The organism is Paraburkholderia terricola, assembly GCF_900142195.1.
Lineage (GTDB): Bacteria > Pseudomonadota > Gammaproteobacteria > Burkholderiales > Burkholderiaceae > Paraburkholderia > Paraburkholderia terricola.
The window spans coordinates 289,324-314,159 of record NZ_FRAB01000002.1 but is presented as its reverse complement, the minus strand read 5'-3'; the positions used below and the strand labels follow the sequence as shown (position 1 = coordinate 314,159).

25 protein-coding genes are annotated in these 24,836 nt (G+C 65.1%); 11 read left to right on the top strand and 14 right to left on the bottom strand.

Features of this window, described 5'->3' with window-relative positions:
- Nucleotides 1-138 precede the first annotated feature (138 nt).
- Nucleotides 139-1,209, bottom strand: coding sequence for a GlxA family transcriptional regulator (locus tag BUE39_RS03290; protein WP_073427210.1), 1,071 nt, complete (start codon nt 1,207-1,209; stop codon nt 139-141).
- Nucleotides 1,209-2,540, bottom strand: a complete 1,332-nt coding sequence (locus tag BUE39_RS03285; protein WP_235004794.1) for an MFS transporter — start codon at nt 2,538-2,540, stop codon at nt 1,209-1,211. Before BUE39_RS03285 ends, BUE39_RS03290 begins: the two co-directional genes overlap by 1 nt.
- Here BUE39_RS03285 and BUE39_RS34000 point away from each other — a divergent pair.
- On the top strand, nt 2,446-2,685 hold the full coding sequence (locus BUE39_RS34000; RefSeq protein WP_143031900.1) for a hypothetical protein: 240 nt from the start codon (nt 2,446-2,448) through the stop codon (nt 2,683-2,685). The genes BUE39_RS03285 and BUE39_RS34000 overlap by 95 nt on opposite strands.
- On the opposite strand, the gene BUE39_RS35095 is transcribed toward BUE39_RS34000, so the two are convergent.
- Complete coding sequence (locus tag BUE39_RS35095; protein ID WP_167363264.1) at nt 2,669-2,806, bottom strand: hypothetical protein; 138 nt, start codon at nt 2,804-2,806, stop codon at nt 2,669-2,671. The genes BUE39_RS34000 and BUE39_RS35095 overlap by 17 nt on opposite strands.
- Before the next feature lie 193 nt (nt 2,807-2,999).
- On the opposite strand from BUE39_RS35095, the gene BUE39_RS03275 reads away from it, so the two are divergent.
- Complete coding sequence (locus tag BUE39_RS03275; protein ID WP_073427207.1) at nt 3,000-3,713, top strand: ArsR/SmtB family transcription factor; 714 nt, start codon at nt 3,000-3,002, stop codon at nt 3,711-3,713.
- Between the two features lie 216 nt (nt 3,714-3,929).
- On the top strand, nt 3,930-6,791 hold the full coding sequence (locus BUE39_RS03270; RefSeq protein WP_073427206.1) for a DUF6600 domain-containing protein: 2,862 nt from the start codon (nt 3,930-3,932) through the stop codon (nt 6,789-6,791).
- A gap of 117 nt (nt 6,792-6,908) precedes the next feature.
- Here the strand turns inward: BUE39_RS03270 and BUE39_RS03265 are convergent, their stop codons facing one another.
- A complete protein-coding gene (locus BUE39_RS03265) occupies nt 6,909-7,880 on the bottom strand; it encodes a thymidylate synthase (protein WP_073427205.1) in 972 nt (323 codons plus the stop codon).
- A 281-nt stretch (nt 7,881-8,161) separates the two neighbouring features.
- Nucleotides 8,162-9,559, bottom strand: a complete 1,398-nt coding sequence (locus BUE39_RS03260) for a sigma-54 dependent transcriptional regulator (protein WP_073427204.1) — start codon at nt 9,557-9,559, stop codon at nt 8,162-8,164.
- Between the two features lie 789 nt (nt 9,560-10,348).
- On the opposite strand from BUE39_RS03260, the gene BUE39_RS03255 reads away from it, so the two are divergent.
- The gene (locus BUE39_RS03255; RefSeq protein ID WP_073427203.1) at nt 10,349-10,849 is read left to right on the top strand and encodes a dihydrofolate reductase; all 501 of its coding nucleotides are present in this window, start codon (nt 10,349-10,351) and stop codon (nt 10,847-10,849) included.
- 104 nt (nt 10,850-10,953) lie between these two features.
- On the opposite strand, the gene pmbA is transcribed toward BUE39_RS03255, so the two are convergent.
- A complete protein-coding gene (gene pmbA, locus BUE39_RS03250; protein ID WP_073427202.1) occupies nt 10,954-12,324 on the bottom strand; it encodes a metalloprotease PmbA in 1,371 nt (456 codons plus the stop codon).
- A gap of 409 nt (nt 12,325-12,733) precedes the next feature.
- Between pmbA and yjgA the strand changes: the two genes are divergently transcribed.
- Both yjgA and mog read left to right on the top strand, forming a co-directional pair.
- Nucleotides 12,734-13,345, top strand: coding sequence for a ribosome biogenesis factor YjgA (yjgA, locus tag BUE39_RS03245; RefSeq protein WP_073427241.1), 612 nt, complete (start codon nt 12,734-12,736; stop codon nt 13,343-13,345).
- The gene (gene mog / locus BUE39_RS03240; RefSeq protein WP_073427201.1) at nt 13,326-13,970 is read left to right on the top strand and encodes a molybdopterin adenylyltransferase; all 645 of its coding nucleotides are present in this window, start codon (nt 13,326-13,328) and stop codon (nt 13,968-13,970) included. The genes yjgA and mog overlap by 20 nt, the downstream gene beginning before the upstream one ends.
- Before the next feature lie 22 nt (nt 13,971-13,992).
- Here mog and orn read toward each other — a convergent pair whose 3' ends face one another.
- Complete coding sequence (gene orn, locus BUE39_RS03235; RefSeq protein ID WP_073427200.1) at nt 13,993-14,601, bottom strand: oligoribonuclease; 609 nt, start codon at nt 14,599-14,601, stop codon at nt 13,993-13,995.
- Nucleotides 14,602-14,746: 145 nt separating this feature from the next.
- On the opposite strand from orn, the gene BUE39_RS03230 reads away from it, so the two are divergent.
- From BUE39_RS03230 to BUE39_RS03220, 3 genes are read left to right on the top strand one after another with little or no spacing between them, the layout of a single operon-like run.
- Nucleotides 14,747-16,006: a M48 family metallopeptidase gene (locus BUE39_RS03230; protein WP_073427199.1), complete on the top strand. Its 1,260-nt coding sequence runs from the start codon at nt 14,747-14,749 to the stop codon at nt 16,004-16,006.
- Nucleotides 16,003-16,953, top strand: a complete 951-nt coding sequence (gene rsgA, locus BUE39_RS03225; RefSeq protein WP_073427198.1) for a ribosome small subunit-dependent GTPase A — start codon at nt 16,003-16,005, stop codon at nt 16,951-16,953. Before BUE39_RS03230 ends, rsgA begins: the two co-directional genes overlap by 4 nt.
- A gap of 31 nt (nt 16,954-16,984) precedes the next feature.
- Nucleotides 16,985-17,305, top strand: coding sequence for a putative signal transducing protein (locus tag BUE39_RS03220; protein ID WP_073427197.1), 321 nt, complete (start codon nt 16,985-16,987; stop codon nt 17,303-17,305).
- Nucleotides 17,306-17,358: 53 nt separating this feature from the next.
- Here BUE39_RS03220 and BUE39_RS03215 read toward each other — a convergent pair whose 3' ends face one another.
- The 6 genes from BUE39_RS03215 to rpsP form a co-directional block, all read right to left on the bottom strand.
- Nucleotides 17,359-18,297 carry a CobD/CbiB family protein gene (locus tag BUE39_RS03215; protein ID WP_073427196.1) on the bottom strand — a complete coding sequence of 313 codons (939 nt, stop codon included), beginning with the start codon at nt 18,295-18,297 and terminating at the stop codon, nt 17,359-17,361.
- A gap of 114 nt (nt 18,298-18,411) precedes the next feature.
- Complete coding sequence (locus BUE39_RS03210; RefSeq protein ID WP_073427195.1) at nt 18,412-19,134, bottom strand: CoA pyrophosphatase; 723 nt, start codon at nt 19,132-19,134, stop codon at nt 18,412-18,414.
- 92 nt (nt 19,135-19,226) lie between these two features.
- The gene (gene rplS / locus BUE39_RS03205; protein ID WP_073427194.1) at nt 19,227-19,616 is read right to left on the bottom strand and encodes a 50S ribosomal protein L19; all 390 of its coding nucleotides are present in this window, start codon (nt 19,614-19,616) and stop codon (nt 19,227-19,229) included.
- Nucleotides 19,617-19,768: 152 nt separating this feature from the next.
- Nucleotides 19,769-20,536 (bottom strand): tRNA (guanosine(37)-N1)-methyltransferase TrmD, encoded by a 768-nt coding sequence (gene trmD, locus BUE39_RS03200; RefSeq protein ID WP_073427193.1) that lies wholly within the window; start codon nt 20,534-20,536, stop codon nt 19,769-19,771.
- A gap of 24 nt (nt 20,537-20,560) precedes the next feature.
- Entirely contained in the window at nt 20,561-21,286 is a 726-nt protein-coding gene (gene rimM / locus BUE39_RS03195) for a ribosome maturation factor RimM (protein ID WP_073427192.1), read from the bottom strand.
- A gap of 120 nt (nt 21,287-21,406) precedes the next feature.
- Nucleotides 21,407-21,661, bottom strand: coding sequence for a 30S ribosomal protein S16 (gene rpsP / locus BUE39_RS03190; protein WP_006050280.1), 255 nt, complete (start codon nt 21,659-21,661; stop codon nt 21,407-21,409).
- Nucleotides 21,662-21,831: 170 nt separating this feature from the next.
- Here rpsP and BUE39_RS03185 point away from each other — a divergent pair, with 170 nt between their 5' ends.
- Both BUE39_RS03185 and BUE39_RS03180 read left to right on the top strand, forming a co-directional pair.
- Entirely contained in the window at nt 21,832-23,022 is a 1,191-nt protein-coding gene (locus tag BUE39_RS03185) for a PQQ-dependent sugar dehydrogenase (RefSeq protein ID WP_073427191.1), read from the top strand.
- Nucleotides 23,023-23,146: 124 nt separating this feature from the next.
- Nucleotides 23,147-23,614, top strand: a complete 468-nt coding sequence (locus tag BUE39_RS03180; protein WP_073427190.1) for an NINE protein — start codon at nt 23,147-23,149, stop codon at nt 23,612-23,614.
- Between the two features lie 15 nt (nt 23,615-23,629).
- Here the strand turns inward: BUE39_RS03180 and BUE39_RS03175 are convergent, their stop codons facing one another.
- Nucleotides 23,630-24,757: a PA0069 family radical SAM protein gene (locus BUE39_RS03175; protein ID WP_073427189.1), complete on the bottom strand. Its 1,128-nt coding sequence runs from the start codon at nt 24,755-24,757 to the stop codon at nt 23,630-23,632.
- Between the last annotated feature and the right edge of the window lie 79 nt (nt 24,758-24,836).

The window sequence follows — 24,836 nt, the reverse complement described above, 5'->3', positions numbered from 1 at the left end:
GAGGCGATTATACGAGCGCAATATTGACAGCGTCGCGGGTTGGGTGAGCCGGATGCGCGGAATTTTTGCCGGGGCGAGGACGCGCTCGCGCATGGGGCTTCGGGTAATGACTCGGTTGCGTCGCGCCCGAATCGCGGCTCAGCCCGCCCTCGCTTCCTCGGACGCCGCCGCGCGCTGCGGCGCGACCGCCGACATGAAGCGCTGCCGATAATCGAGCGGCAGCACGCCGAAGCGCCGCACGAACGCGCGCCGCAAGTTCTGTTCACTGCCGAAGCCGCAATCCAGCGCGATCCGCTTGAGCGGCCGGCGCGATTCCGCCAACGCCCGCGCGGCCGCTTCGAGCCGCAGCGCGGAGACGGTTTTGGCCGGCGTGCGGCCGACCTCGTCGACGTAGCGTCGCGCGAAGGTCCGCGGTGTCATCCGGGCGCGCTCGGCGAGCCGTTCGACCGACAGGTCGTCGCGTAAATGCGCCGCCATCCAGCCGTGCAACGCCTCGAACGGTCCATGCGCCGAGGCCTGCGCCGTCAGCGCCGCGCTGAACTGCGACTGTCCGCCAGGCCGCTTCATGAAGACGACCAGGCGGCGCGCGGCCTGCATCGCCACCGCGTGGCCGAGGTCTTCGTCGATCAGCGCGAGCGCCAGGTCGATGCCCGCCGTCACGCCCGCCGACGTCCATACGACGCCCTCGCCTTCACGATGCCCCGCATCGCGGATGAAGATCGGATCGGCATCCACCTGCACCTTGGGAAAGCTGCGTGCGAGTTGCGCCGCGCTGCGCCAGTGCGTGGTCGCGCGGCGGCCGTCGAGCAAGCCCGCCGCCGCCAGATAGAACGCGCCGGTGCACACCGAGCACACGCGCCGCGCCCGCGTCGCGTGACGCCCGATCCACGCGACGAGTTCGGGTTGCAGCGTGCCCTGTTCATCGATCGGCACGCCGGGGACGATGAGCGTGTCGATCGGCTGGTCGTCGAGCGAGTCGAGCCGTTCGGTGACGACCGGCAAGCCGGGAAAGGTTTGCAGCACGCCGCCTTCGATCGACGCGACCGTCGTGCGGTAGGCCACCGGGTGGGCCGGTTTGACGCCGGAGTCCGCAGCCGCGGCGGTAGCCGCCGCAGCCAGCTCCGCGCGCCAGAACGCCTCGAGCGGCCCGCAAGCGTCGAGCAGCACGAGTTCCGGAGCGACCGCGAAAACGATGTGACGGACAGCCATCACGACACCACCTCCGCCGCTGCCTGCTTTCTCGACCACGCGTAGGCCAGCGTGGCCAGCGCCGCGATCCCGAGCAGCGGAAAGATCGCGGCATTGATCGTCGCCCAGCCGAAGCGCGTCAGCAATTGGCCGGCGAACAGGGAACCGAGCGCGGAAAACGCGAAGGTCGTGAATTCGCTGGTGGCCTGCGTTTTGGCCCGTTCCGACGGCCGGTACGATTGCGCGAGCAGCGTCGAACCGCCGACGAACATGAAGTTCCAGCCCACGCCAAGGCACGCGAGCGCCGCGTAGAAATGCGGCAGATCGGTCGAACGCAACGCGAACACGCCGCACAACGCGGACAGGCCGATGCCGGCGCCGATCACCGGCAGCACGCCGAAGCGCCCGATCAGGCGCGCGGAAAAGAGCGACGGCGCGTACATGCCGACCAGGTGCCATTGGATGATCGCCGCGCCGTCGCCGATCGTATGGCCGCACGCGACCGCGGCGATCGGCGTCGCGGTCATCACGAACATCATCACGGCGTAGCCGAGCGCATTGTTGGCGAGCGCCGCGGCAAAGATCGGCTGCCGCACGATGTCGCCGAGCGGCCGCGCCGCTGCGTGGGTGGCGGTGACGCGCGCGAACGGCGCGGCGTCGCGATAGAGCAGCGCCAGCAACGCAATCGACACGAGACCGAAGCCCGTCACCAGCACGTAGGAACCGGCGAACGCGACCGGCGTGAGCCAGTCCTTGCTCCACGCGGCGAGCAGCGGCCCGCACACGGCCGCCACCACGCCGCCCGTGAGCACCGTCGAAATCGCGCGGCTTTTGCCGTCCATGCCCACGGCGTCCGCCGCCGCGAGCCGGTAGTACTGCGCGAACGCCTGGAACACGCCGACCGTCGCCGTTCCGGCGCAAAAGGCCCAGAAACTGTGGTGAAAGATCGCCCACACGGAGACCGCGCCGCCCAGCGCACCGACGCCCGCGCCGAGCATGAAGCCCGCGCGCCGGCCCACGCGCGCCATCAGGAACGACGCGAAGATCGTCGTAAGCGCGGCGGCGACCGTGATCAGCGAGAACGGCAGCGTGGCGAGCGCCTTGTCGTCGGCGAGCGTGTAGCCCACCAGACCGGTCAAGGTCAGATCGATCGATACCGACGACGTGTAAAGCGCCTGGCAGACGGCCAGCACGCGGGCAGCGCGCCGGCCGTGCGGGTCGGGGCGGTGAACGTCTGTTTCGGCGGTGGCGGCGGCGGTGGTGACCGCAGGGGGAGTGGCCGTCGGCGCGATGGCGAAAGTGGCTGAAGCGGCTGAAGTGGAGAAAGCTGACGAAGTGGCGGACGGCGGCATCGGCGAGACCTCTGGCGGCGAAAATGGCGATGCCCTGATCGTCACACGAGCGGCGGTGGCAGAAATGACAATGATGCATCATTCTCTGCCAGCCGGTTTGGTTCGTCCGCCTGGAAAAGCGCCGGTCTTTATTTGCGGAAGGTGATTCCTTCGTCGATCGTGCCGTACATCGTGATGCTGCCGGTGCCCGCGCCCGAATCGGCGCCGCCATGCGCGCAAGCACTCAACAGCATGACCGCGGCGGCAACGGCGAAAAGAGTTTTCATGACAGCGTGTTCCTGCAAGGACAGGGTTTCGATTCTAGCCTGGCGATTTCGCGTGACGCCGAAGCCGCGCGTTCGAAACGCGTTTGCGTAGCTGCCGCACTCCATCGTTCACGCTAAGCTGAAACATCGAATGCCGCGGCCCGATACAGTGACCGCATGACGCCCCATCCGCGCCGCCAACGGAGATACCCGAATGACCGCTACGCTTGCAGACCAACAGAACCATTTTCCGGGGCTGAGCCGAATCGGCGCATTGCTCGCCGACCCCGGCCGTGCCGCGATGCTATGGGCGTTGATGGACGGCAGCGCCCGGCCAGCCGGCGAACTGACGATGATCGCCGGGCTCTCGCCGTCGGCGGCCAGCGCGCACCTCGCGCGTCTGACCGACGGCGGCTTGCTCGCCCTCGAGGTGCGCGGCCGGCATCGCTATTTCCGCATCGCCTCGGCTGACATCGCCGCGTCGATCGAAGCGCTCGCCAACGTCGCACAAGCCAGCGCGCCGCAGCGGCCCGTGCCGCGCGCGGCGCGCACCGTGCCGCTCGACATGCGCTACGCCCGTACCTGTTACGACCACATGGCCGGCGAGCTGTCGGTGCGGGTGTTCGCGCGACTTGTCGAGCGAGGTCTGCTGACGCTGCACGGCACGTCGCTCGAAGCCACGCCTGAAGGCGCCGTTCGTTTCGCCGACTGGGGCATCGACCTGTCCGCGCAGAAGAGCCGGCGGCGGCGCTTTGCCTGCACCTGTCCCGACTGGAGCGAGCGGCGTCCGCATCTGGGCGGCGCGCTCGGCGCGGCCCTGCTGGATTCATGGTCCGCGCACGGCTGGGTCGAACGCACGGAGCGCCCCCGAATCCTGCGCGTCACGCCCGCCGGGCATCGGCATTTCGATGCGTTTCTGGCCGCTTGAATCACGGCTGAAAAACACGGCTAATCGAGTGCTCCGATTACAGAAAATCCGCAATCGGCTTACGAAAGACCTTCCCGGAAGCCTTCTCCGGCTTGGGCGAGACCTTTTGTTACACGCTGGTGAGGCGGCCTTACAAAAGTGGGGGCCTTGAAACAAACGCTGCGGGTACAGTGGGTTCACGGTTGCTGCACATGCACCATCCGTCGGAGAGAGCTCATGAGAATAGTGACCACACCCCAGCATTCGAAACGCCGCCCCACCCGCCCTACGCCGATCGCCACCGCGGTCTGTCTCGCGACCTGTCTCGCGGGATTGCTGTTCACGACGCACGCCGCGCTGGCGCAGGAAGCCGGCGAGGCGCCCCAGGGCGCGGCCAGCCAGAACACCGATCCGCCCGGACGCGTCGCGCGTCTGAACTACATGGCCGGCACCGTGACCACTGAGCCGGCCGGCGCCAACGAGTGGTCGTACGCGCAGATCAATCGGCCCCTCACCACGGGCGACCAGTTGTGGAACGATCAGAACGCGCGCTCGGAGTTGCACATCGGCTCGACCGCGGTGCGCCTCGGCCAGTCCACCAGCCTCGACCTGCTCAATCTCGACGACAACAGCGCGCAGCTAAAAGTCGCGCAGGGCACGCTGTCGGCGCGGGTGCGCGAACTGCCGCCGGGTTCGTCGTATGAAATCGACACGCCGAATCTGGCGCTCGGCCTGAACGGCCCCGGCGATTATCGGGTCGACGTCGCGCCGGACGGCAGCAGCACCACCGTCACCGTGCGCAGCGGCAGCGCGACCGCGTACGGCGACGGCGGCCAGGTGCCGGTCGCGGCCGGCCAGCAAGTGCGCTTTGCCGGCACCAACCTGCAACAAGTCGCCAACGACGGCGCGCCCGGTCCCGACGGCTTCGACCAGTGGGCCGCGAGCCGTGACGCCGCGGAAGACCGCTCGGTGTCGGCGCGCTACGTATCGCGCGAAATTCCCGGCTACCAGGATCTCGACGCCAACGGCACGTGGCGCAGCAGCCCCGAATACGGCGAAGTGTGGGTGCCGCGCGCCACGCCCGCCGGCTGGGCGCCCTACCACGACGGCCATTGGGTATGGCAGGCGCCGTGGGGCTGGACGTGGGTCGACGACGCGCCGTGGGGCTTCGCGCCTTACCACTACGGCCGCTGGGCCTACGTCGACGACTCGTGGGCATGGGTGCCGGGACCGGTGGTGGTCAGCCAGCCGCCGGTGTATGCGCCGGCGTTGGTGGCCTTTGTCGGTGGCGGGGGCGGCGGCGTCGACTGGGGCGTGAATCTGGCCATCGGCGGCGCCGTCGCGGCCGGCGTCGCGTGGTTTCCGCTCGGGCCGGGCGAGCCGTGGCATCCGCGCTGGGGAGATCGCGATCATTGGAGTCCGCGCTACTACGAACGCGTGAATCAGACGACGATCGTCAACAACTACAACCGCAACGTGACGAATGTGAATGTGACCAACATTCACAACACCTACGTCAACTATCGCGCCCCGGGCGGCGTGACCGCGGTGCCGGCGACGGCGTTCGTGCATGGTCAATCGGTCGGGCGCTTCGCGCAGAAGGTCGATCCGCGGCAATGGCGCAATGCGCGGATCAATCCGGGGGCGCCCGGTATCGCGCCGGTGCGCGAGAGCTTTGGGCCGGGCCTGCGCAACGCCAATTACCGGCCGCCGGCGGGGGTGATGGCGCGTCCGGTGGTCGCGACGCGCAATCCGGCGATGCCGGCCGCCTACCACGACAGTCTCGCGCAGCGCTTCGCGCAAGGCGGCGGGCGAGTGCCGGGCGCCGGTCAGCCGATCGTCCGAACCTCGGTCCCGGCGCGCATGGCGGGCAGTCCGGGCGCGCTGCCGGTGCAGAATGTGCGGGTCGTGCAGTCGCATATCCCCGGACGTCCGCCGGGGGTAGCGCCGGGTGCGCCGGGTGCGCCGGGTGGAACCGTGGGCTCGTCGGCCGCGCCGGGGACGCCTGGTGCGCGGGGAGCGGCGGGAGCGCCGGGTGGACCCGCGCCAGTCGGTGCGCTTGGGACGACCGGTGGACGGGAAACGCCCGGAGCGCCGGGCGGGCCGACGGGCACGCAGCAGCCTGGACAGCGGCCTCGGCCCGGCGAAGCACCGATCAACCAGCGTGCCGGCGAACCGCAAGGGCGGCCCGGCATGCCGCCGCAGACCGCCAGTGGGCGCCAGCCGCCTGGAGACGGGGGTCATCCGTCAAATGGCGTGCCGCGCCCACCACAAGCGGCGGTCGGCGGCAATCTGAACGCTTTCCCCCAGCAACGCGGCGGGCCGCAACAACCGGAAGCGAACGGACGCCATGAGCCCGTCTGGACGCAGCCGCATGCGCCGATGGCCCAGCAGGCACAATCCGGGCAACCGGGACAAGCGCGCGGTGGTTCGCAGGAGCAGGCCGTACGGCCGGGCTTCGCGCCGCAGCCTGGCGCCGATGCGCGCGGCGGAATGCAGCCTCGCGGCGTGCCGCGTCCGGCGGACAACATGGCTTCGGCGCAGCAGATGCAACGTCAGCCTGAAGCGCAGGTGCCGCGTCCGGCGGATGTCCCGCAGATGCGGCAGGAGCCACGCCAGGACGCTTATGCGCAAGCGGCGCAGCAGCAAGCGCGTCAGGAAGCGCGTCCGCAACCGACGCCGCAGCCGCGGCAGGAACCTCGTACGCAGCAGGTTCAGCAGCAACCGCGGCCAGAGTTTCATCCGCAGCCGGCGCCACAGCCGCGTCCCGAACCTCGTCCGCAGCAGGTTCAGCAACAGCCGCGTCCAGAGTTCCATCCGCAGCCGGCGCCACAGCCGCGCCCTGAGCCGCGTCCGCAGCCGGTTCAGCAACAGCCGCGTCCGGAATTCCATCCGCAGCCGGCGCCACAGCCGCGCCCTGAGCCGCGTCCGCAGCAAGTTCAGCAACAGCCGCGTCCGGAGTTTCATCCGCAGCCGGCGCCACAGCCGCGTCCTGAGCCGCGCCCACAGCAGGTCCAGCAGCCGCGCCCGCAACCCCAGCCGCAGCACGGCGAGCAACATTCAGGCGGCGGCAATCGCGATGAGCATCACAAAGGTTGAGCGCCAGCCGAATTCCAGCGCCCTTCGCTCCGCGTGCTCATAGGCAGGAAGAAAAAACCCCCGCGATTCACGTCGCGGGGGTTTTTTCCTTGATCAGCCTGCCTGCCGGGTGGACGCTCAAACCGCCATCGGCGCCGTCAACGGCTCGTGATGCCGGTAACCCACCAGCGAGAAATCCGACGGCTCGATCTTCTCGAGCCATTCCGGCTCGTAAACGCCGGTTTTGGCATAGTCCGGCACGCGATCCGAGATCGCGAAGGACGGGCTGTCGTAGGGCTCACGCCCGAGTTGTTGACGCAGCATGTCGAGCTGATTCTCGTAGATATGCGCGTCGCCGATGAAGTAGGTGAACCAGCGCGGCGTGTACCCCGTCAGGCGGCCGACCAGGTGCAGCAAGGCCGCGCCTTCGGTCAGGTTGAACGGCGTGCCGAGGCCGACATCGTTGCTGCGAATGTACAGGCACAGCGAAATCTCGCGGCGCGCCACGTTCGGCAGAAACTGGTAAAGCAGGTGGCAAGCCGGCAACGCGATCTGATCCAGCACCGCGGGGTTCCAGGCGTGAAACAGAATGCGCCGGTCGGCGGGGTTCTGCATGATCGTGTCGAGGCACTGGCGCAACTGGTCGATCGCCTTGTACAGCAGCACCTTGCGGCTGCCGTCTTCCTCGAATTCGGTCACGACGCGGAAGCCGCGCGCGCTCGCGTCGGCCAGCTGCGCGCTCGCGCTTGCGTCCAGCACCTTGTACGCCGGCCACTGACGCCACTGCACGCCGTACACGTCGCCGAGATCGTCCGGACCCTGGCGATACGGATTGGCGAGCCACTGCGGATTCTGGTTGGCGTTCGCGTCCCACACCTTGCAGCCGAGGTCGCGGAAATCGGCGGCGCTGCGCGACGCGCGCAGGAACCCGACCAGTTCGCCCACCGCCGACTTGAACGCCAGCTTTTTCGTGGTCACTGCGGGAAAGCCCTGCTGGAGATCGAAGCGCAACATGGCGCCCGGCATGCTGATGGTGCGGATGCCGGTGCGGTTCTCCTGCCACGTGCCGGTATCGAGGATCATGCGGACGAGGTCCTGGTACTGTTTCATGCGGTTTCCTTCGACGAGGCGCGTGCCGCCGTCAGTACGCGTCACGGATTGAGCGAAAAACCGATTTTAGCAAGCGCGGGCAGGCAACGTCCGGTCGCGGCGTGCATCGAGGAAAACATCGCGGAAGGGAGCGCTATGGGCAACACTGGGCAAGATGGGGACGCGCGCTCGGTCGAGGCCGTTGGCGGCCTCCGGCAAACTCGCACGAAACGCATGCCGGGCTCGCCGACACGCATCGAGACCCGCTCGGGACTCGTCAAGACCTCAGGCTGATCTCAGGCTCAGAGGTGCGGCACCGAAGCCGGCAAGTCTCCGCCGTGCGGCGCGGCGAGCGGTTCGCCTTCCATATGGCGCATGCCGTGCGAGCACAGCAGACGATACAGCGTCACCCGCGAAATGCCGAGTTCCTGCGCCGCGTCGCCAAGCCTTCCGCGATGGCGCAGTAGCGCCAGTTCGATCGCCTGGCGCTCCGCCGCTTCGCGCGCTTGCGCGAGCGAGACCGGCACAATCTCGACGTATTCGGCCAGTTCCAGATCGCGCGCGGTGATCGCGCGCCCTTCGGACATCACAATGGCCCGCCGCACGCGGTTGATCAATTCACGCACGTTGCCCGGCCAGCCGTAGTTATGCAGCGCCGCGATGGCGTCCGGCGCAAAGCCGCGCAAGCGCCGGCTCGCATCCTTCTTGAAACGCTCCAGCATGTGCCGCGCGAGGAGTTCGATGTCCTTGCCGCGCGCGCGCAGCGGCGGTTCGTCGATTTGCAGCACGCACAGCCGGTGATACAGGTCGGAGCGGAAGCGCCCTTCGATCATCGCCGCGGTCATGTCCACGTGAGTGGCCGAAATGATCCGGACGTCGACGTCGATCGCGCCGTGGCCGCCTAGCCGCTCCACCTTGCGCTCCTGCAGGAAGCGCAGCAGGCTCGCCTGGCTTTCGAGCGGCAGGTCGCCGATTTCGTCGAGAAAGAGCGTGCCGCCGTTGGCCGCTTCCACCCGGCCGATCTTGCGCTGGTTGGCGCCGGTGAACGCACCGCGCTCGTAGCCGAATAATTCAGATTGCAGCAGATGCGGCGGAATCGCGCCGCAGTTGATCGGCACGAAAGGCGCGTTGCGGCGCGCCGAGCGTTCGTGAATCGCGACCGCGGTCAACTCCTTGCCGGTGCCCGATTCGCCCGAGATGAATACCGGTGCGTCGGTCATCGCCACTTTGCGAATGGAGCGGAACAACGCGAGCATGGCGTCGCACGAGCCGACCATTTCGCCCTCCGCGCCTTGCGAACCATCGTTCGAAGCCGGTTCGCCCAGTGAGATCATTCCGTAGGCGTGCCCGACCGAATCGACGATCCTGTCGCCCGCATACGGCACCGTGACATAGTCGAAACAGTAGTCGCGCACGAGCCGGCGCAAGGCGGCGTCCTGCAATTGCCCGGGCATGGTGGCCGCGACCCAGCCGACATTCGGCATGGTGAGGCAGGATTCGAACGCGGCGATTTCGTGCGGCTGAAAATGGCTGGACAGATCGAGCAGCCCGCCCGCGGCCATTCCGGCGCGAACGGCTCGGCGCACGTCGCGCGCCGATCCCACGACCTCGACTTGCCAGCCGCGCTGGTGAAAGCGGGTATTCAGTTCCGCGCTCGGATCGCGCGAAACGTAAATCAGTTGCCGCGTTGCGGGTTCCATTATTCAGATCCTCTCGTCAACGAACGTTAAGGATGACGCACGTACCTGAACCACGTTCAGACACGCTGACTCGTCCGGGATTCGCGAAATAGCAAAAACCGAACGGCCATTCCATTCCGTGCGGACAGCTGATCCCCAAGAAAAGCGGCGTGTGTGTTTGAAACGGCCCGTGAGTGGGCTTTTTTAAATGCGAAGCTGTTTTTACAGAGCTTACTATACGCGCGTCGCTTGGAAAACAACTATGCGAATTTAATCAGCGGATCATTGGAGCAAGGGATGGAGCGCCAATAGACCCTTATTCAGCCGACGAATTAAACAAATCCCGGCAAGCGCTTTTTCGTGTTCGCCGTCCATGTAGTTCATACCATGCGAATTAAGCCATTGCAGTATTTTCCATCTGCCGTTTCAATGCTGAAACATTTCTGCCCGTTTCGCTTATTGCCACGCCAGGAATTACCGATCCATCCCTATCCGCCAATGGATTGCCAGCGATGGCACGCATTTCGCTAAATAATCCCCATCAAGGAGATATATCGTGCGATCCGCTTTGCGCCGCGATCCCGGTGATATTCCGGCTCGCGTGATCTTATGGGACGAACTTGCGCCGCCTTCGCCGCTGCCGATCCCCGTGGATGCCGCACGTAGTAATGCCGCCAGTTGATCTGACAAGGTAGGCGGACCGGATCGAACGGCGCGAACAGGTGCAAGCCGCCGCACCGGAGCCTGACGAGGCGGCGCCCGCCACCGCGTCAGGTAGAATCGCTCCGGTTATGTTCCCTTTCCCATTCGATGACGACGCTCACCCTGATCGTCGCTCGCGCCAATAATGGCGTGATCGGCCGCGACAACCAGTTGCCCTGGCGACTTCCCGAAGATCTCGCGTTCTTCAAGCGCACGACCATGGGTGCGCCCATCATCATGGGCCGCAAGACGCATGAATCGATCGGCCGGCCGCTGCCGGGACGCCGCAACATCGTCGTGACGCGCGATGCCACGCGCCGTTTTCAGGGTTGCGACACGGCGACGACGCTGCAGGAGGCGCTCAAGCTCGCCGCGCGGGATCAGGCGCCCGAAGCGTTCCTGATCGGCGGCGCGCAGTTGTATGAGGAAGGTCTGCGTCGGGCCGACAAGCTCATCGTCACCGAGATCTCCGCCGACTTCGAAGGCGACGCAACCTTCCCCGCGCTCGATGAAAACGAGTGGCAAGAAGTCGCGCATGAAACGCATCGCGCGCATGCGCCGAATGATTTCGACTACGCGTTCGTCACCTATAAACGCAAGGGCGTTTAAGGTTTTTGCGGCGCCCATGAAAAACGCCACGCAATCACTTGCGTGGCGTTTCCGTTTGCAGCGCCGGGCATGCTGCACAACCGGCGGCCCAAAACCAGAACCGCTTACTGGCCCGCGATCGTCATCCGCTCGATCAGCACTGAGCCGGTTTGCTTGGTGCCGCGCGTGATCGTATCCGCGCCGATCGCGACGATATGGTGGAACATTTCCTGCAACGTGCTCGCCACCGTGATTTCCTCGACCGGATACTGGATCTTGCCGTTCTCGACCCAGAAGCCCGACGCGCCACGCGAATAGTCGCCCGTCACGTAATTCACGCCCTGCCCCATCAGTTCGGTGAGCAACAGGCCCGTGCCGAGTTTCCTCAGCATTTCCTCGAAGTCGTCCTCCGCGCGCGTGGTCGAACTGCGCAACGACAGATTGTGCGAGCCGCCCGCATTGCCGGTGGTCTGCATGCCGAGCTTGCGCGCCGAATAGGTCGAGAGGAAATAGCCTTCCACCACGCCGTCCTTCACGACCGAACGCTGCCGCGTGCGCACGCCTTCCTCGTCGAACGGCGCGCTGCCCATTGCACGCGCGACATGCGGATCCTCGACCACCTGCACGTGCGGCGCGAACACCGGCTTGCCGAGGCTGTCGACCAGGAACGACGTCTTGCGGTATAGCGCACCCCCGCTCGTGGCCTGCACGAACGCGCCGAGCAGGCCGGCGGCGAGCGGCGCCTCGAACAGCACCGGCACCTTGCGGGTATCGAGTCCGCGCGCGCCGATGCGCGCCAGCGCGCGTTGCGCCGCGTAACGGCCGACCGCTTCAGGATCGGCCAGGTCTTCCGCGCTGCGGGTGGACGTGTACCAGTCGTCGCGCTGCATGTTGCGGCCGCTACCGGCGATCGGCGCGCACGCGACATAGTGGCGCGAGTACGGATAGCCCGCGAGGAAACCGCGCGAGGTGGCGAGCACGAACTGCGAGTGCTGCGCCGAGACGCTTGCGCCTTCCGAGTTCTTGATTTGCGGATCGGTGGCGAATGCGGCGTCTTCCGCGCGGCGGGCGATTTCGACGGCTTCGTCCGCCGAGAGATTCCACGGGTGATACAGGTCGAGATCGCGCGGCGCGGTTTCGAGCAACTCCGCTTCCGCGAGACCCGCGCAGTCGTCTTCAGCGGTGAAGCGCGCGATGTTGTACGCCGCCGCCACCGTGTCCTTCAAGGCCTGCGACGAAAAATCCGAGGTGCTCGCGTTGCCGCGCTTGTTGCCGATGAATACGGTCACGCCGACCATCTTGTCGCGGTTGTGCTCGATCGTCTCGACTTCGCCGCGCCGCACGGAAACGGACAGGCCGTCGCCCTCGGAAATCTCGGTTGCCGCGTCGGTGCCGCCGAGCGACTTCGCGTGACGAAGGATGTCCGAGGCGATTTCCTTCAGTTCATCCTGGGTATGCGGAAAAAAGCGCTGCTTGACGTCCATGTCTGCTGCCATTGTCGTTGCCGTCCTGTTCGGGGCCGGGCGGCCCTGTGGGTTCACACATGCCACGCACTTGCGTGCGCATTTGCATCGTTAAGCATCCCGCGATCATAGCAAGGTACGCGCTGGTGTACCTGGCATTCGCGGCTGTTTCCCTGCATTCTCCGGGCCTCATGGTGCCGCTGCTTCGCTGCCGCTTCGCGGTGTTGCCTGGGCACTGCCTGGTTGTGGCTTTCGTGCCGCCCAGGTGCGGCTCGAATGCGGCTCGAATGCGGCTTGGATGCGGCTTGGATGCTGCCGCTGTGCCGTCGAGCCGCGGCTCAGTTACGACCGGCTGCCGCTATAGCGCCACCGTTGCCCCGCGCGATGCCGTATGGGCGACAACACGGCGGGTTCAGCACGCCCGGCACGCTACAATATCGGTATGACACGCAAAACCCGCATTCAACCGATCGAATCCGCCGAGCCGGAAGTCGACGAAAACGGCTACGACCGTCCCAGCAAGTCCCAGCTCAAGCGCGAAATGCACGAGTTGCAGGAACTGGGCTCGGCGCTCATCGCGCTGCCCAAGGACGCGCTCAAGCGCATGCCGATGCCCGAAAAGCTCGACGACGCCGTGCGTGAAGCGCGCCGCATCACCGATCACGAAGGCAAGCGCCGCCAGGTGCAATACGTGGGCCGCGTCATGCGCTCGCTGCTGGACGACGAAACCGCCGCGCTGCGAACCGCGCTCGACACGTACAACGGCGTCAACAAGGCGGAAACGGCCAAGCTCCACTGGATCGAACGCACGCGCGAGAAACTGCTCGCCGACGACGCCGCGCTCACCGAGTTCATCCGCCAGCATCCGAACGCGGACCCGCAGCAGGGCCGCACGCTGATCCGCAACGCGCGCAAGGAAGCGCTGCAGAGCAAGCCGCCGCGCTACTTCCGCGAACTGTTCCAGTGGATCAAGAATGCGGACGGCCCCGCCGCCGGCACCGATTCCGCAGCCGACGACGCCCTGGAAGACGACGATGACGACCGCCACGAATAAGCTGACGCGTCAGCACCCCGACGAAATCGTGATCGGCCTCGTGTCGATCAGCGACCGCGCCTCCACCGGCGTGTACGAGGACAAGGGGATTCCGGCCTTGCAGGAATGGCTCGCCGCCGCCTTGACCTCGCCGTGGCAGGTGGTCACCCGCCTGATTCAGGACGACGCGCCCACCATTTCGGCCACGCTGACCGAACTGGTCGACGAAGCAGGCTGCGATCTGGTGCTGACGACCGGCGGCACCGGCCCGTCGCGCCGCGACGTGACGCCCGAAGCAACCCTTGCGGTGGCGACGAAGGAAATGCCCGGCTTCGGCGAGCAGATGCGGCAGATCAGCCTGAATTTCGTGCCCACCGCGATCCTGTCGCGCCAGGTGGCGGTGATCCGCGAAACCGCGGACCACGCGGCGCTGATCATCAATCTGCCGGGTCAGCCGAAGTCGATCAGGGAAACGCTGGAAGGCCTGCGCGACGCCGAAGCGGGCGGCGCCGTGAAAGTGCCGGGCATCTTCGCCGCAGTGCCCTATTGTCTCGACCTGATCGGCGGCCCGTATGTGGAAACCAACGCCGACGTGGCGAAGGCGTTCCGGCCGAAGAACGCGGTGCGCGCCCCCCGGCAGGCTTGACTCGCGAACAGCGGTTGCCGCGTTACATCACCACCGGCGCTTGCGGGGCCGTCGGAATCAGGAAATGCTCGCGGTAGTACTTGAGTTCCTCGATCGACTCATGAATGTCGGCCAGCGCCGTGTGCAGCGCGCGCTTCTGGAAGCCCTTGTAGATGGCCGGCTGCCAGCGGCGGCACAGTTCCTTCAGCGTGCTCACGTCGAGATTGCGGTAATGGAAGAAGCGCTCCAGATCCGGCATCCAGCGCGCCATGAAGCGGCGGTCCTGGCAGATCGAGTTGCCGCACATCGGCGATTTGCCCGGCGGCACGTAGGCGCTGAGAAAGTCGCGGATCTGTTCGGTGGCGTCGGCTTCGCTCACCGTCGAGGCCTTCACGCGGTCGATCAGACCCGAGCGGCCATGCGTGTTCTGGTTCCACTGATCCATCCTGGCGAGCGTCTCGTCGCTCTGATGAATCGCCAGCACCGGCCCCTCGACCATCCTGTCGAGCGTCGAATTCGTCACCACCACCGCGATTTCGATGATGCGGTCGGAATCCGGTTCGAGCCCGGTCATTTCCATGTCGAGCCAGACGAGATTCATGTCGCTGCGCACGAGCGACGGATGTTCGATGGAGGCGAGGATGTCAGTCATGAAGGGCAACCCTGTATCCGCGCAGACGGCCTCCCAGGAAGCCCGCTTGCCGCGGCGAATGTTCGTTTGAAATTGGTTTGAGCGTGTCCCGCCTGGCGGCGGGAAGAAACATATAATTCTCGCATAGATACCACGGAATCCCTGGATGCCTACCCTGTACTTCACCGTCCTGTTCGTCGTCGCCGTCGTGGCGATGGTCGGCACCAAACTGTGGCTCGCGTCGCGGCAGATCCGCTTCGTCGCCGGCCATCGCGAGCAGGTGCCGAGCCAGTTCGCGGGCACTATCGCGCTCAGCGCGCATCAGCGCGCCGCGGATTACACCGTCGAGCGCACCCGTCTGACGATGATCGAGGTCGTGGTCAGCGCGGCCGTGTTGATCGGCCTCACGCTGCTCGGCGGCGTGCAGGCGCTCGATCTGGCGATCTCCGATTGGCTGGGCCGCGGCTATGCCGGCCAGATCGCGCTGGTCGCGGCGGTCATCGCGATCACCAGCGTGATCGACCTGCCGTTCGATTACTACCGGCAATTCGTGGTCGAGCAGCGCTTCGGCTTCAACCGGATGAGCAAGGGCATTTTCTTTCTGGACCGTCTGAAGGGCGTGCTGCTCGCCGCGGCGTTCGGCCTGCCGCTGCTGTTCGTCGTGCTGTGGCTGATGAACCGCGCCGGCAGCCTGTGGTGGCTGTGGACGTGGATCGTCTGGGTGGTGTTCCAGATGCTCGTGCTGGTGCTGTATCCGTCGTTCATCGCGCCGCTCTTCAACAAGTTCGAGCCGCTCAAGGACGAAGCGCTGAAAAGCCGCATCGAAGCGCTGATGAAGCGCTGCGGTTTCGCCGCCAAGGGCCTCTTCGTGATGGACGGCAGCCGCCGTTCGGCGCACGGCAACGCGTACTTCACCGGCTTCGGCGCGGCCAAGCGGATCGTGTTCTTCGACACCTTGCTCGCGCGCCTGTCGGGCAGCGAGATCGAGGCGGTGCTTGCGCATGAACTCGGCCACTTCAAGCGCCGTCACGTGATCAAGCGCATGCTCGTTACCTTCGCGATCAGCCTTGTGATGCTCGCCCTGCTCGGCTGGCTGAAGGAAAGCGTGTGGTTCTATGAAGGGCTGGGCGTGCGGCCGTCGCTGCTCGGCGGCAATGACGGACTTGCGCTGGTGCTGTTCTTCCTTGCACTGCCGGTATTCATCTTCTTCGTCACGCCGCTCGGCAGCCTCAGTTCGCGCAAGCATGAGTTCGAAGCCGACGCGTTCGCCGCCACGCAAACCGATGCACATGACCTCGTCAACGCGCTCGTCAAGCTCTATGAAGACAACGCGTCGACCCTGACGCCCGATCCGCTCTATACCGCGTTCTACTACTCGCATCCGCCGGCGTCGCAGCGGATCGACCGCCTGCTGCGGCACGCATGAGCGGCCGCTCCCCGAAAGCGCCGCGCGCTCCGTCCAGCACGCGCGTAGGCGGCCTCGTGGTGGCGGCTCATGGCCGCCATTACCTCGTCGCGCCGGAAGACGGCGGCGCCATGCTCCAGTGCTTCCCGCGCGGCAAACGCAGCGAAGTGGCGGTCGGCGATCGCGTGATCTACGAGCCGACCTCGGCGGATCAGGGCGTGATCGTCGAGATCGGCGAGCGGCGCAATCTGCTGTACCGCTCCGATCAGTACAAGTCGAAACTCTTCGCGGCGAATCTCGATCAGTTGCTGATCGTGCTCGCGACCGAGCCGCATTTCAGCGAGGACCTGCTCGGGCGCGCGCTGGTCGCCGCCGAGGCGCACGAGCTGAAGCCGTTGATCGTGCTGAACAAGATCGACGTTGTGGCAGAACTGGAAGGCGCGCGTACCCGGCTGGAACGTTATCGCGCGCTCGGCTATACGGTCGTGGAAGTGTCGATCAAGATGCAGCCCGATGCCGCGCGTGCGGCGTTGATCGAGCATCTGCACGGTCATTCGACGCTGCTGCTCGGGCAGTCGGGCATGGGCAAGTCGACGCTGGTCAATCTGCTGATTCCGAACGCTGAAGTCGCCACGCGCGAAATTTCTACCGCGCTGAACAGCGGGCGTCATACCACCACCTTCACGCGGCTCTACCCGCTGCCAGACAGCGCGGACGGCGACGGCGGTGCGTTGATCGACTCGCCCGGCTTCCAGGAATTCGGCCTGCACCATCTGACCGAAGGCCGGCTCGAGCGCGCGTTCCCCGAATTCCGCCCGCTGCTGCCGAATTGCCGCTTTTACAACTGCCATCACTTGCACGAGCCGGGTTGTGCGATTCTCGAAGCGGTTGCCGACGGCCGCATTCGGCGCGAGCGGCACGCGTTGTACGCGCAACTCGTGCATGAAGCCAGCCAGATCGTTCGGTGAAGCACGTCGCCGTCACCCTCCTGGACTCACGATGAAATTGATGCGAGCGCCGAATCTGATCATCGGACAGCATTGGGTCAATGTGCTCGAAGCGGCGGGTATTGCCTGCGAGTTGCACAACCGCTACCTGAACGGCGCGCTCGGCGATATTCCAGCGGATCAGTGCGCGCCGGAATTATGGCTGGTCGATGAACGGGATGAGGCGATGGCGCGGCAGTTGATCGATGCCGCTTCGCGTGGGCCTGCCTCGGGGTCGCCTGCGTGGCAATGTCGCAAGTGCGGTGAGACGCTCGAAGCGCAGTTCACCGTATGCTGGCAGTGTGGGACGGCGCGGGATCCGCGCGACGGGTGAGGCGGTTCGGGGCTGCCCTTAGGCAAGCATCGAACGGAGCCTCAAGCGGAGGCTCAAGCGAGCCATACGGCGATCGTCAGCATCAACAGCAGAATCATCCACAGCACCACCGCGCGCCAGACGAGGCCCACGGCCGATTGGAGCGTGCGAGGCGTGCAATCGTCACCGACCTGCATCGGACCGCCGTCGCCGGTGGCGAGCGCGTCCAGACTCGACGGCTCGGCAAGCGGCCCGCTCAGCCGCGCGCCCAATGCGCCGCTGCCCGCGGCCAGCAACACGCCGTCGTTGGCATCCGGCCACTGGCGCGCATGGTTGCGCCACGCGTAAATCGCGTCCTCGAAATTACCGACGATCGCGAAGCCCAGCGACGTGAGCCGCGCCGGCACCCAGTCGATCACGAAGAAAGCGCGCTGCGCGAAGCTCGAAAACGCGATGGTGCGATCGTCGACCGGCCGTGCCCACGTGCGTGCCAGATATTCGGCGATCCGATACAGCACTGCGCCCGCCGGCCCGACCGGAATCAGGAACCAGAAGAACACGCCGAACACATGGCGATGCGAAGCGACCACCGCGTGAATCAGCGTATGACGCACGATCTCGCTGACAGGCATGTCGACGGTGTCGAGCCCGGTCCATTCATTGAGGATTTCACGCGCGCGCGGCACGTCGTCGTTGTTCAGCGCGAGGTGGATGTCCGTGAAGTAATGGCTGAACTGCCGGAAACCGAGCGTGAAGTACAGCACCGCGACGTTCCACAGGAACGCCAGCGCAAAATGGATGTGATACAGCACGTAGTAGACGAGCGCGACGGCCAGCGTCCAGGGCACCACCACGACGAGCCAGGCAAGCAAGCCATGCTTCGGCTTGCCGGCATCGAATCCGTGCGCCGCCGACTCCGCATGGTATTGAAGCAACGCCGATACGGGATTGTTCGGCGATAGCGCGCGTACCTGTTCAATGATCAGAGCCAGCAATACAGAGAAAAAAGTCATGCGGTGCGCCGTGCTTTTCGAGTTTTACGATTGTTATATAACGATAGCACAGGGTCGGATGCGACTGAGCGTGGACCTCGACAAACATCCGACAACCGCACAGTCTGCGTTGGCTTACGCCGCGAGAAAGCGATAGAAGTTGCGCAGCATCGCCGCCGTCGCGCCCCAGATGAAATAGTGGCCGCCTACTGAATTTGCACTTGCGCCGCCGTCGGATTCCAGCGACGCCGTACGCGGATACGGCATGGCGAAAAAGCGCCGCTCGCCGTTTTCCCAGCGGAACACGCGCTCTTCGTGATGCGCGGGGTTCATCAGAAAGGCGAGCGGCACCTCGAAGACTTCGGCCACTTCAAGCGCGTCGGCTTCCAATGTGAACGGCGGGTGCACGAGGCCGATCACCGGCGTGACGCGGAAACCGGTACCCGTCAGATAGTCGGGCAACGCACCGAGAATCTCGACACGCGACGGATCGAGGCCGACCTCTTCCTGTGCTTCGCGCAGGGCGGTGGCGGTGGCGTTCGCGTCGAATGGCTCCTGACGGCCGCCTGGGAAGCTCACCTGGCCGGCATGATCGTTCAGATGGTCCGCGCGCTGGGTCAGCAGAACGGTCAGGCCGTGATCGCGGACCACCAACGGCACCAGTACCGCCGCGACTCGGGGATCGACGTGCGTATCGCGCCAGGGCGCTTCGACAATCGGTTCAGGCGCCCATGAAAGACGCTGTTCGAAGCGTGCGCGCAGACCGTCGGGCGTGAGACGTCCGCCGGACACCGGCGGCAGATCGGCGCCCGTCGCTTCGACAGGCAGGGTTTCAGGTTCAAAGACGGGGCGGATCAACGGATCTCTCGAACGAGCGGATAGGGGACATGCCGCTATTTTGACCTGGCAAACAAAAAAGCACCCGCGAGGGGTGCTTTTTCTTACAGCATTTACGCTTGGGGAGCAGCGCGGTCTTTCTTCATGACCAGCTTTTCCTTGATCCGGGCCGACTTGCCCGAACGGTCGCGCAGGTAGTACAGCTTCGCACGACGCACATCGCCGCGGCGCTTCACGACGATGCTTGCCAGCAGCGGCGAGTACGTCTGGAACGTACGCTCGACGCCTTCGCCCGACGAAATCTTGCGGACGATGAACGACGAATTCAGACCACGGTTACGCTTGGCGATCACGACGCCTTCGTAAGCCTGAACGCGCTTACGCGTACCTTCAACCACGTTCACGCTGACGATCACCGTATCGCCGGGGGCGAAATCGGGAATGGTCTTATCGCCGAGGGCGCGCGCGATTTCTTCCTGCTCGAGTTTTGCAATCAGATTCATCACTGACTCCTAGGTCCATCTTGTCGGCGTTCGTACCTGCCTTGCGCGGAGTTTGTTTGCGCTCGGCTACGGCCCCGATAGAGGATGGGTTCACATCAGGCGCCGTACACGCATGTGCGGCACCGCCTATGTCCGCTCGAAAGATCGGGGCTTTACGCCTTCGACGCTTCCTTCGCGAGACTCGCGAGCCATGCCTCGTCGGCACGGCTCAACATCTTGTTCTTTCTGGCCTTCACGATCAGATCGGGCCGTTTGTTCAACGTGTTGCGCAACGCTTCACGCCGGCGCCACGCTTCGATTTCCGCATGATGGCCGCCTAGCAGCACATCGGGCACGCGCACGCCGTTGTATTCCTCGGGGCGCGTGTAGTGCGGACAATCCAGCAGCACGTCGACGAAACTGTCCTGCACCGCCGATTGCGAGTCGTTCAGCACGCCGGGCAACTGGCGCACGACCGCGTCCATCAAAGCCATGGCCGGCAATTCACCGCCTGACAGCACGAAGTCGCCAAGACTGACTTCTTCGTCCACGACACGGTCGAGCAAACGCTGATCGATCGCTTCATAGCGCCCGCACAACAGAATCAGACCGGGTTCGGCCGCGAACCGCATGACACGCTCGTGGTTCAGCGCAGCGCCTTGCGGCGACATCATCACGACGCGCGATGCACCGATGCCCTGCTCCGCCTGCGCCGCTTTCGCCGCGCCGATCGCGTCTTCCAGAGGCTTGGCCAGCATCACCATGCCAGGTCCGCCGCCGTACGGGCGATCGTCGATCGTGCGGTAGTTGTCGGTGGTGAAATCGCGTGGATTCCACGTGCGCAACGCGTAGCGCTCCTGCTTCGCCGCCCGACTGGTGATACCCCAATCGGTCAGCGCGCGAAACATTTCAGGAAAGAGCGTGACGACATCGAACTGCATCGCTCCCTCCATTCAGCGAATTATTTAGTAATCGGCTTCCCATTCGACGACGATCTGCTTCGCCGCCTGGTCCACCGTTTTGACAAAGACGCCGACGAACGGGATCAAGCGCTCACCGGTGACCGGCTTGCCGCTTTTGTCGGCGGCCGGATATTCGATACGCATTACCGAGTGCGCACCGTTGTCGATCATGTCCGCAACCTTGCCGAGGTGGACCCCGGCAACGTTCACCACATCCAGGCCGAGCAGGTCGACCCAGTAGAATTCGTCGGCTTCGAGAGCCGGGAATTCACTGCGGCTGATATAAACGCGGGAGCCGCGCAGTGCCAATGCGACATCGCGGTCAGTGACGCCGCCCAGATGGGCCACCACACTGTCGCTATGTATTTTCGCCTGCAACGACGGCGCCGACTTGCGCTCGTGACCTTTCAGCAGCCACCAGCGCTTAGCGCTCAGCAACGCGTCGCCGCCATGCCCGGCATCCGCATGAGCGGCTACCTTGACCCAGCCTTTGAGGCCGTAAGCGTCGACGATCGCGCCGACCTCGACCGCGTCGGCCGGCCAGCTTTCGGCCGTTTCCGCGCGCATTTCTGCTGCCCCGGAAGCGGCGCTTGCAACCTTGGCTTTCGCCTTGCCCTCGGCTCGTTCGACCGGCTTGCGGACGAATGCACCGAACGGCGCCTGATCAGACGTCTTCGCGCGCGGGGCGGTCCTGGCGGGACCTGAACTACCGGAATCACGCTCAGACATAAGAGAACCTCGCTGCCAACTTCGACGTCTGCTTCAGCACAACACTTCGCGCATCGGACTGCTCACGCAAGCGGCGCGAGCCGCCGGCCGAACCGACGACGATACGCATGCGAGCGGCCATTAAGCAGCCGGCTGCGCCTTTTGCGCTTCTTTCACGAGACGCTCGACGGTCGGCGACAGTTGCGCGCCAACGCCTTGCCAGTACGTCAGGCGGTCTTGAGCGATACGCAGCGATTCACCCTTCGTAGCGACCGGGTTGTAAAAGCCAACGCGCTCGATGAAGCGGCCGTCACGACGGTTACGCGAATCGGTTGCGACGATGTTGTAGAACGGGCGCTTCTTGGAGCCGCCACGAGCCAAGCGGATGATGACCATACTAGAATCCTTGAAAACCGGGGTTCGGAACGACTGAAACACGCGATTATAGCGGGAAACCAACGCCTTAACAAACACTTACCCGGATAAACTGGGCGACGACGTGGCCCCGGCCATACCGCGGGGCTCCAGATCATATCCAAACGCCCGCACCACCTGACGGAGCGCCTGTGAAATTCCCGCCGCCAACTGTGCTTTTGCTTGCGTTATTCACCCTCTTCGCGCGGCTTGCCGGCCTGGCGCGCTCCTCACGCCTTCGCGCTCGGGCCCGGCGCTCCGCGACAGCCCTGTGGCTCGCCGCCATAGTCCCGCCGGCGCTCGCCGCGCCGCCGATCGAACGTATCAAAGTCCCGCCCGGCTTCCACGTCGAGATCTTGTCGGACGCCGTACCAAGCGCGCGCGCCATGGCGCTGTCGCCGAAGGGCATTCTCTATATAGGAAGCTTCGACGGCCGCGTCTACGCGCTCGAACTGCAAAACGGACGCGCGACCGCGCGCCATGTGCTCGCCTCCGGCCTCGACATGCCCGTGGGCGTAGCTTGGCGGGACGGCGCGCTGTATGTGTCCGCCGTGTCGAAAATCTTGCGTTTCGATGCGATCGACACCCGTCTGAACAATCCGCCCAAGCCCACCGTCGTTACCGATAAATTGCCCGCCGAGACACACCACGGCGCCAAATTCATCGCTTTCGGGCCGGACGGCAAGCTGTATGTGCCGCAAGGCGCGCCGTGCAACGTCTGTCTGAAGGACCGCAGCCGATACGCGCTGATCGGCCGGATGGACCCGGACGGTAGTCATTACGAAGTCGTGGCGCGCGGCATCCGCGACACGGTCGGCTTCGACTGGCATCCGGTGACGCACGAGTTGTGGTTCACCGACAACGGCCGCGACCTGATGGGCGACGACGTGCCGGACGACGAACTCAACCGTGCGCCGCGCGCCGGCATGGACTTCGGTTTTCCGTATTGCCACGGCGTCGGGACGCCCGACCCCGAATTCGGCAAGGATCATCCGTGTAGTTCGTTCACGCCGCCAGCGGTCAAGCTTGGCGCGCACGTCGCGGCGCTCGGCATGCGGTTTTATAGCGGCTCGATGTTTCCGCCCGCCTATCGGAACAATATTTTCATCGCCGAACATGGTTCGTGGAATCGCAGCAAGAAAGTGGGCTACCGGGTAGTGCGGGCAACGCTCAACCCGGACGGCGGCGACGCCCGCCAGGAAGTATTCGCCGAAGGCTGGCTGCAGCCCGGCGAAGCCGTGTGGGGCCGCCCCGCCGACGTGCTGCCGATGCCCGACGGCTCGCTCCTGATCAGCGACGATTACGCCGGCGCCGTCTACCGCGTGACGTATTCAGCGCCTTAGGCCGCCACAGCGCGACCGCCCGCCACGTGCCCGGCAGCGCGTGGCGGGCGTAGAATGCGCACCGGTCTGCGCCCACCGGTGCGCCGCTCCTTTCGACCGCCCCGTCACTTCTGCCCTCGCCTACATGTCCACCCTTGCTTCGACTTCATCGCGGTTCAAATCCAAGACAATGACCGCCGCGCTGGCGTTCTTCTTCGGCAGCCTCGGAGCTCACCGCTTCTATCTCCACGGCATGCGCGACATTTACGGCTGGGCGCATTTGCTCGGCACGCTGATAGGCATTCCGGGCGCCATGCTGGTGGTGGCGAGCGAACGCGCTTCGATGCTCGGCTGGACCTTGGCGTTTCCGGGCGCGGTTTCGCTGCTCGCCGCGTTTCTTGCCGCGATCGTCTACGGGCTGCGTCCCGACGAGAAATGGGATGCGCAGTTCAACGCGCGGACCCAGCGCAAAAGCCGCTCCGGCTGGACCGTCATTTTCATCGTGATCTTTTCGTTGCTGATCGGCGCGTTCCTGCTGATGACAGGCCTCGCCATTTCATTCCAGACCTACTTCGAAGGCCAGGTGCAAGCAGCCAAAGCACTCTCGCAATAACAGCCGCGCGCCCGGCTAGAAAAGATCCAGTTGGGAATCGTCACGCGCCGGTTCGACCCGACGGAAGTGCGACATATCGAGAATGCCGCGGTCACGCCGGTTCAATCCCAGACGGCGCACGGCATTCTGGAAGCGCTGCTTGAGCAGATCCGCCCACAAGCCTTCTCCCTTCATTCGTTTGGAGAAGTCGGAGTCGTAGTCCTTTCCTCCCCGCATATCGCGCACACGGCCCATGACCCGTTCCGCGCGATCGGGAAAATGCGCCGCGAGCCAGTCTTTGAATAGCGGCGCCACTTCCCACGGAAGACGCAGCACGATATAGCTCGCATTGCACGCGCCGGCTTCGGCACATGCCTCCAGCACGCGCTCCATATCCGGTTCGGTGACGAACGGGATCACCGGCGCGATGCTGACGCCGACCGGAATGCCCGCCTCACTCAACGTGCGGATGGTGCGCAAACGGCGCGACGGCGTGGCCGCGCGCGGTTCGAGGGTGCGGGCGATTTCCGCGTCCAAGGTGGTAACGGTGATCGCCGCCATGAATTGACCACGCGCCGCCATTGGCGCGAGCAGATCGAGATCGCGCTCGATCAGCGACGATTTCGTGATCGCCGCAAACGGATGGTTGCGCTCGCCAAGCACCTCCACCACCCGCCGCGTGAGGCGTAAATCGCGCTCGACGGGCTGCCAGGCGTCGGTATTGACACCCAGCGCGATCGGCTCCGGCACGTAGGATTTTTTCGACAGTTCGCGCTGGAGCAATTCCGGCGCGTTCACCTTCGCGTAAATGCGGCTTTCGAAGTCGAGCCCCGGCGACAGCCCCAGATAACTATGCGTGGGCCGCGCAAAACAATAAATACAACCGTGTTCGCAGCCGCGATACGGATTGAGCGACACGCCGAACGGAATGTCCGGCGACGCGTTGCGCGTGAGAATGCTTTTGGCGCGCTCTTCGAACACCTGAGTGCGCAAGGCCTTGGGCTCGCCCTCTTCCTCGGCCGCGGACAGCCAACCGTCGTCCACCGCCTCACGCTGGTCGACTTCGTAGCGGCCTTGCAGATTCGTCACGGCCCCGCGCCCCTTGCGAGGGGTGGGCGGAGCAATCGGAAATTCGGTTGCGAAGCGGATGTGGGAGTTGGTCATGGATAAGCACGCAAAAACGGCGCAAAACACCTGTATAAATATACAGTGTTTACGCCGTTTGTCGAGCCCCGCTTTGCGC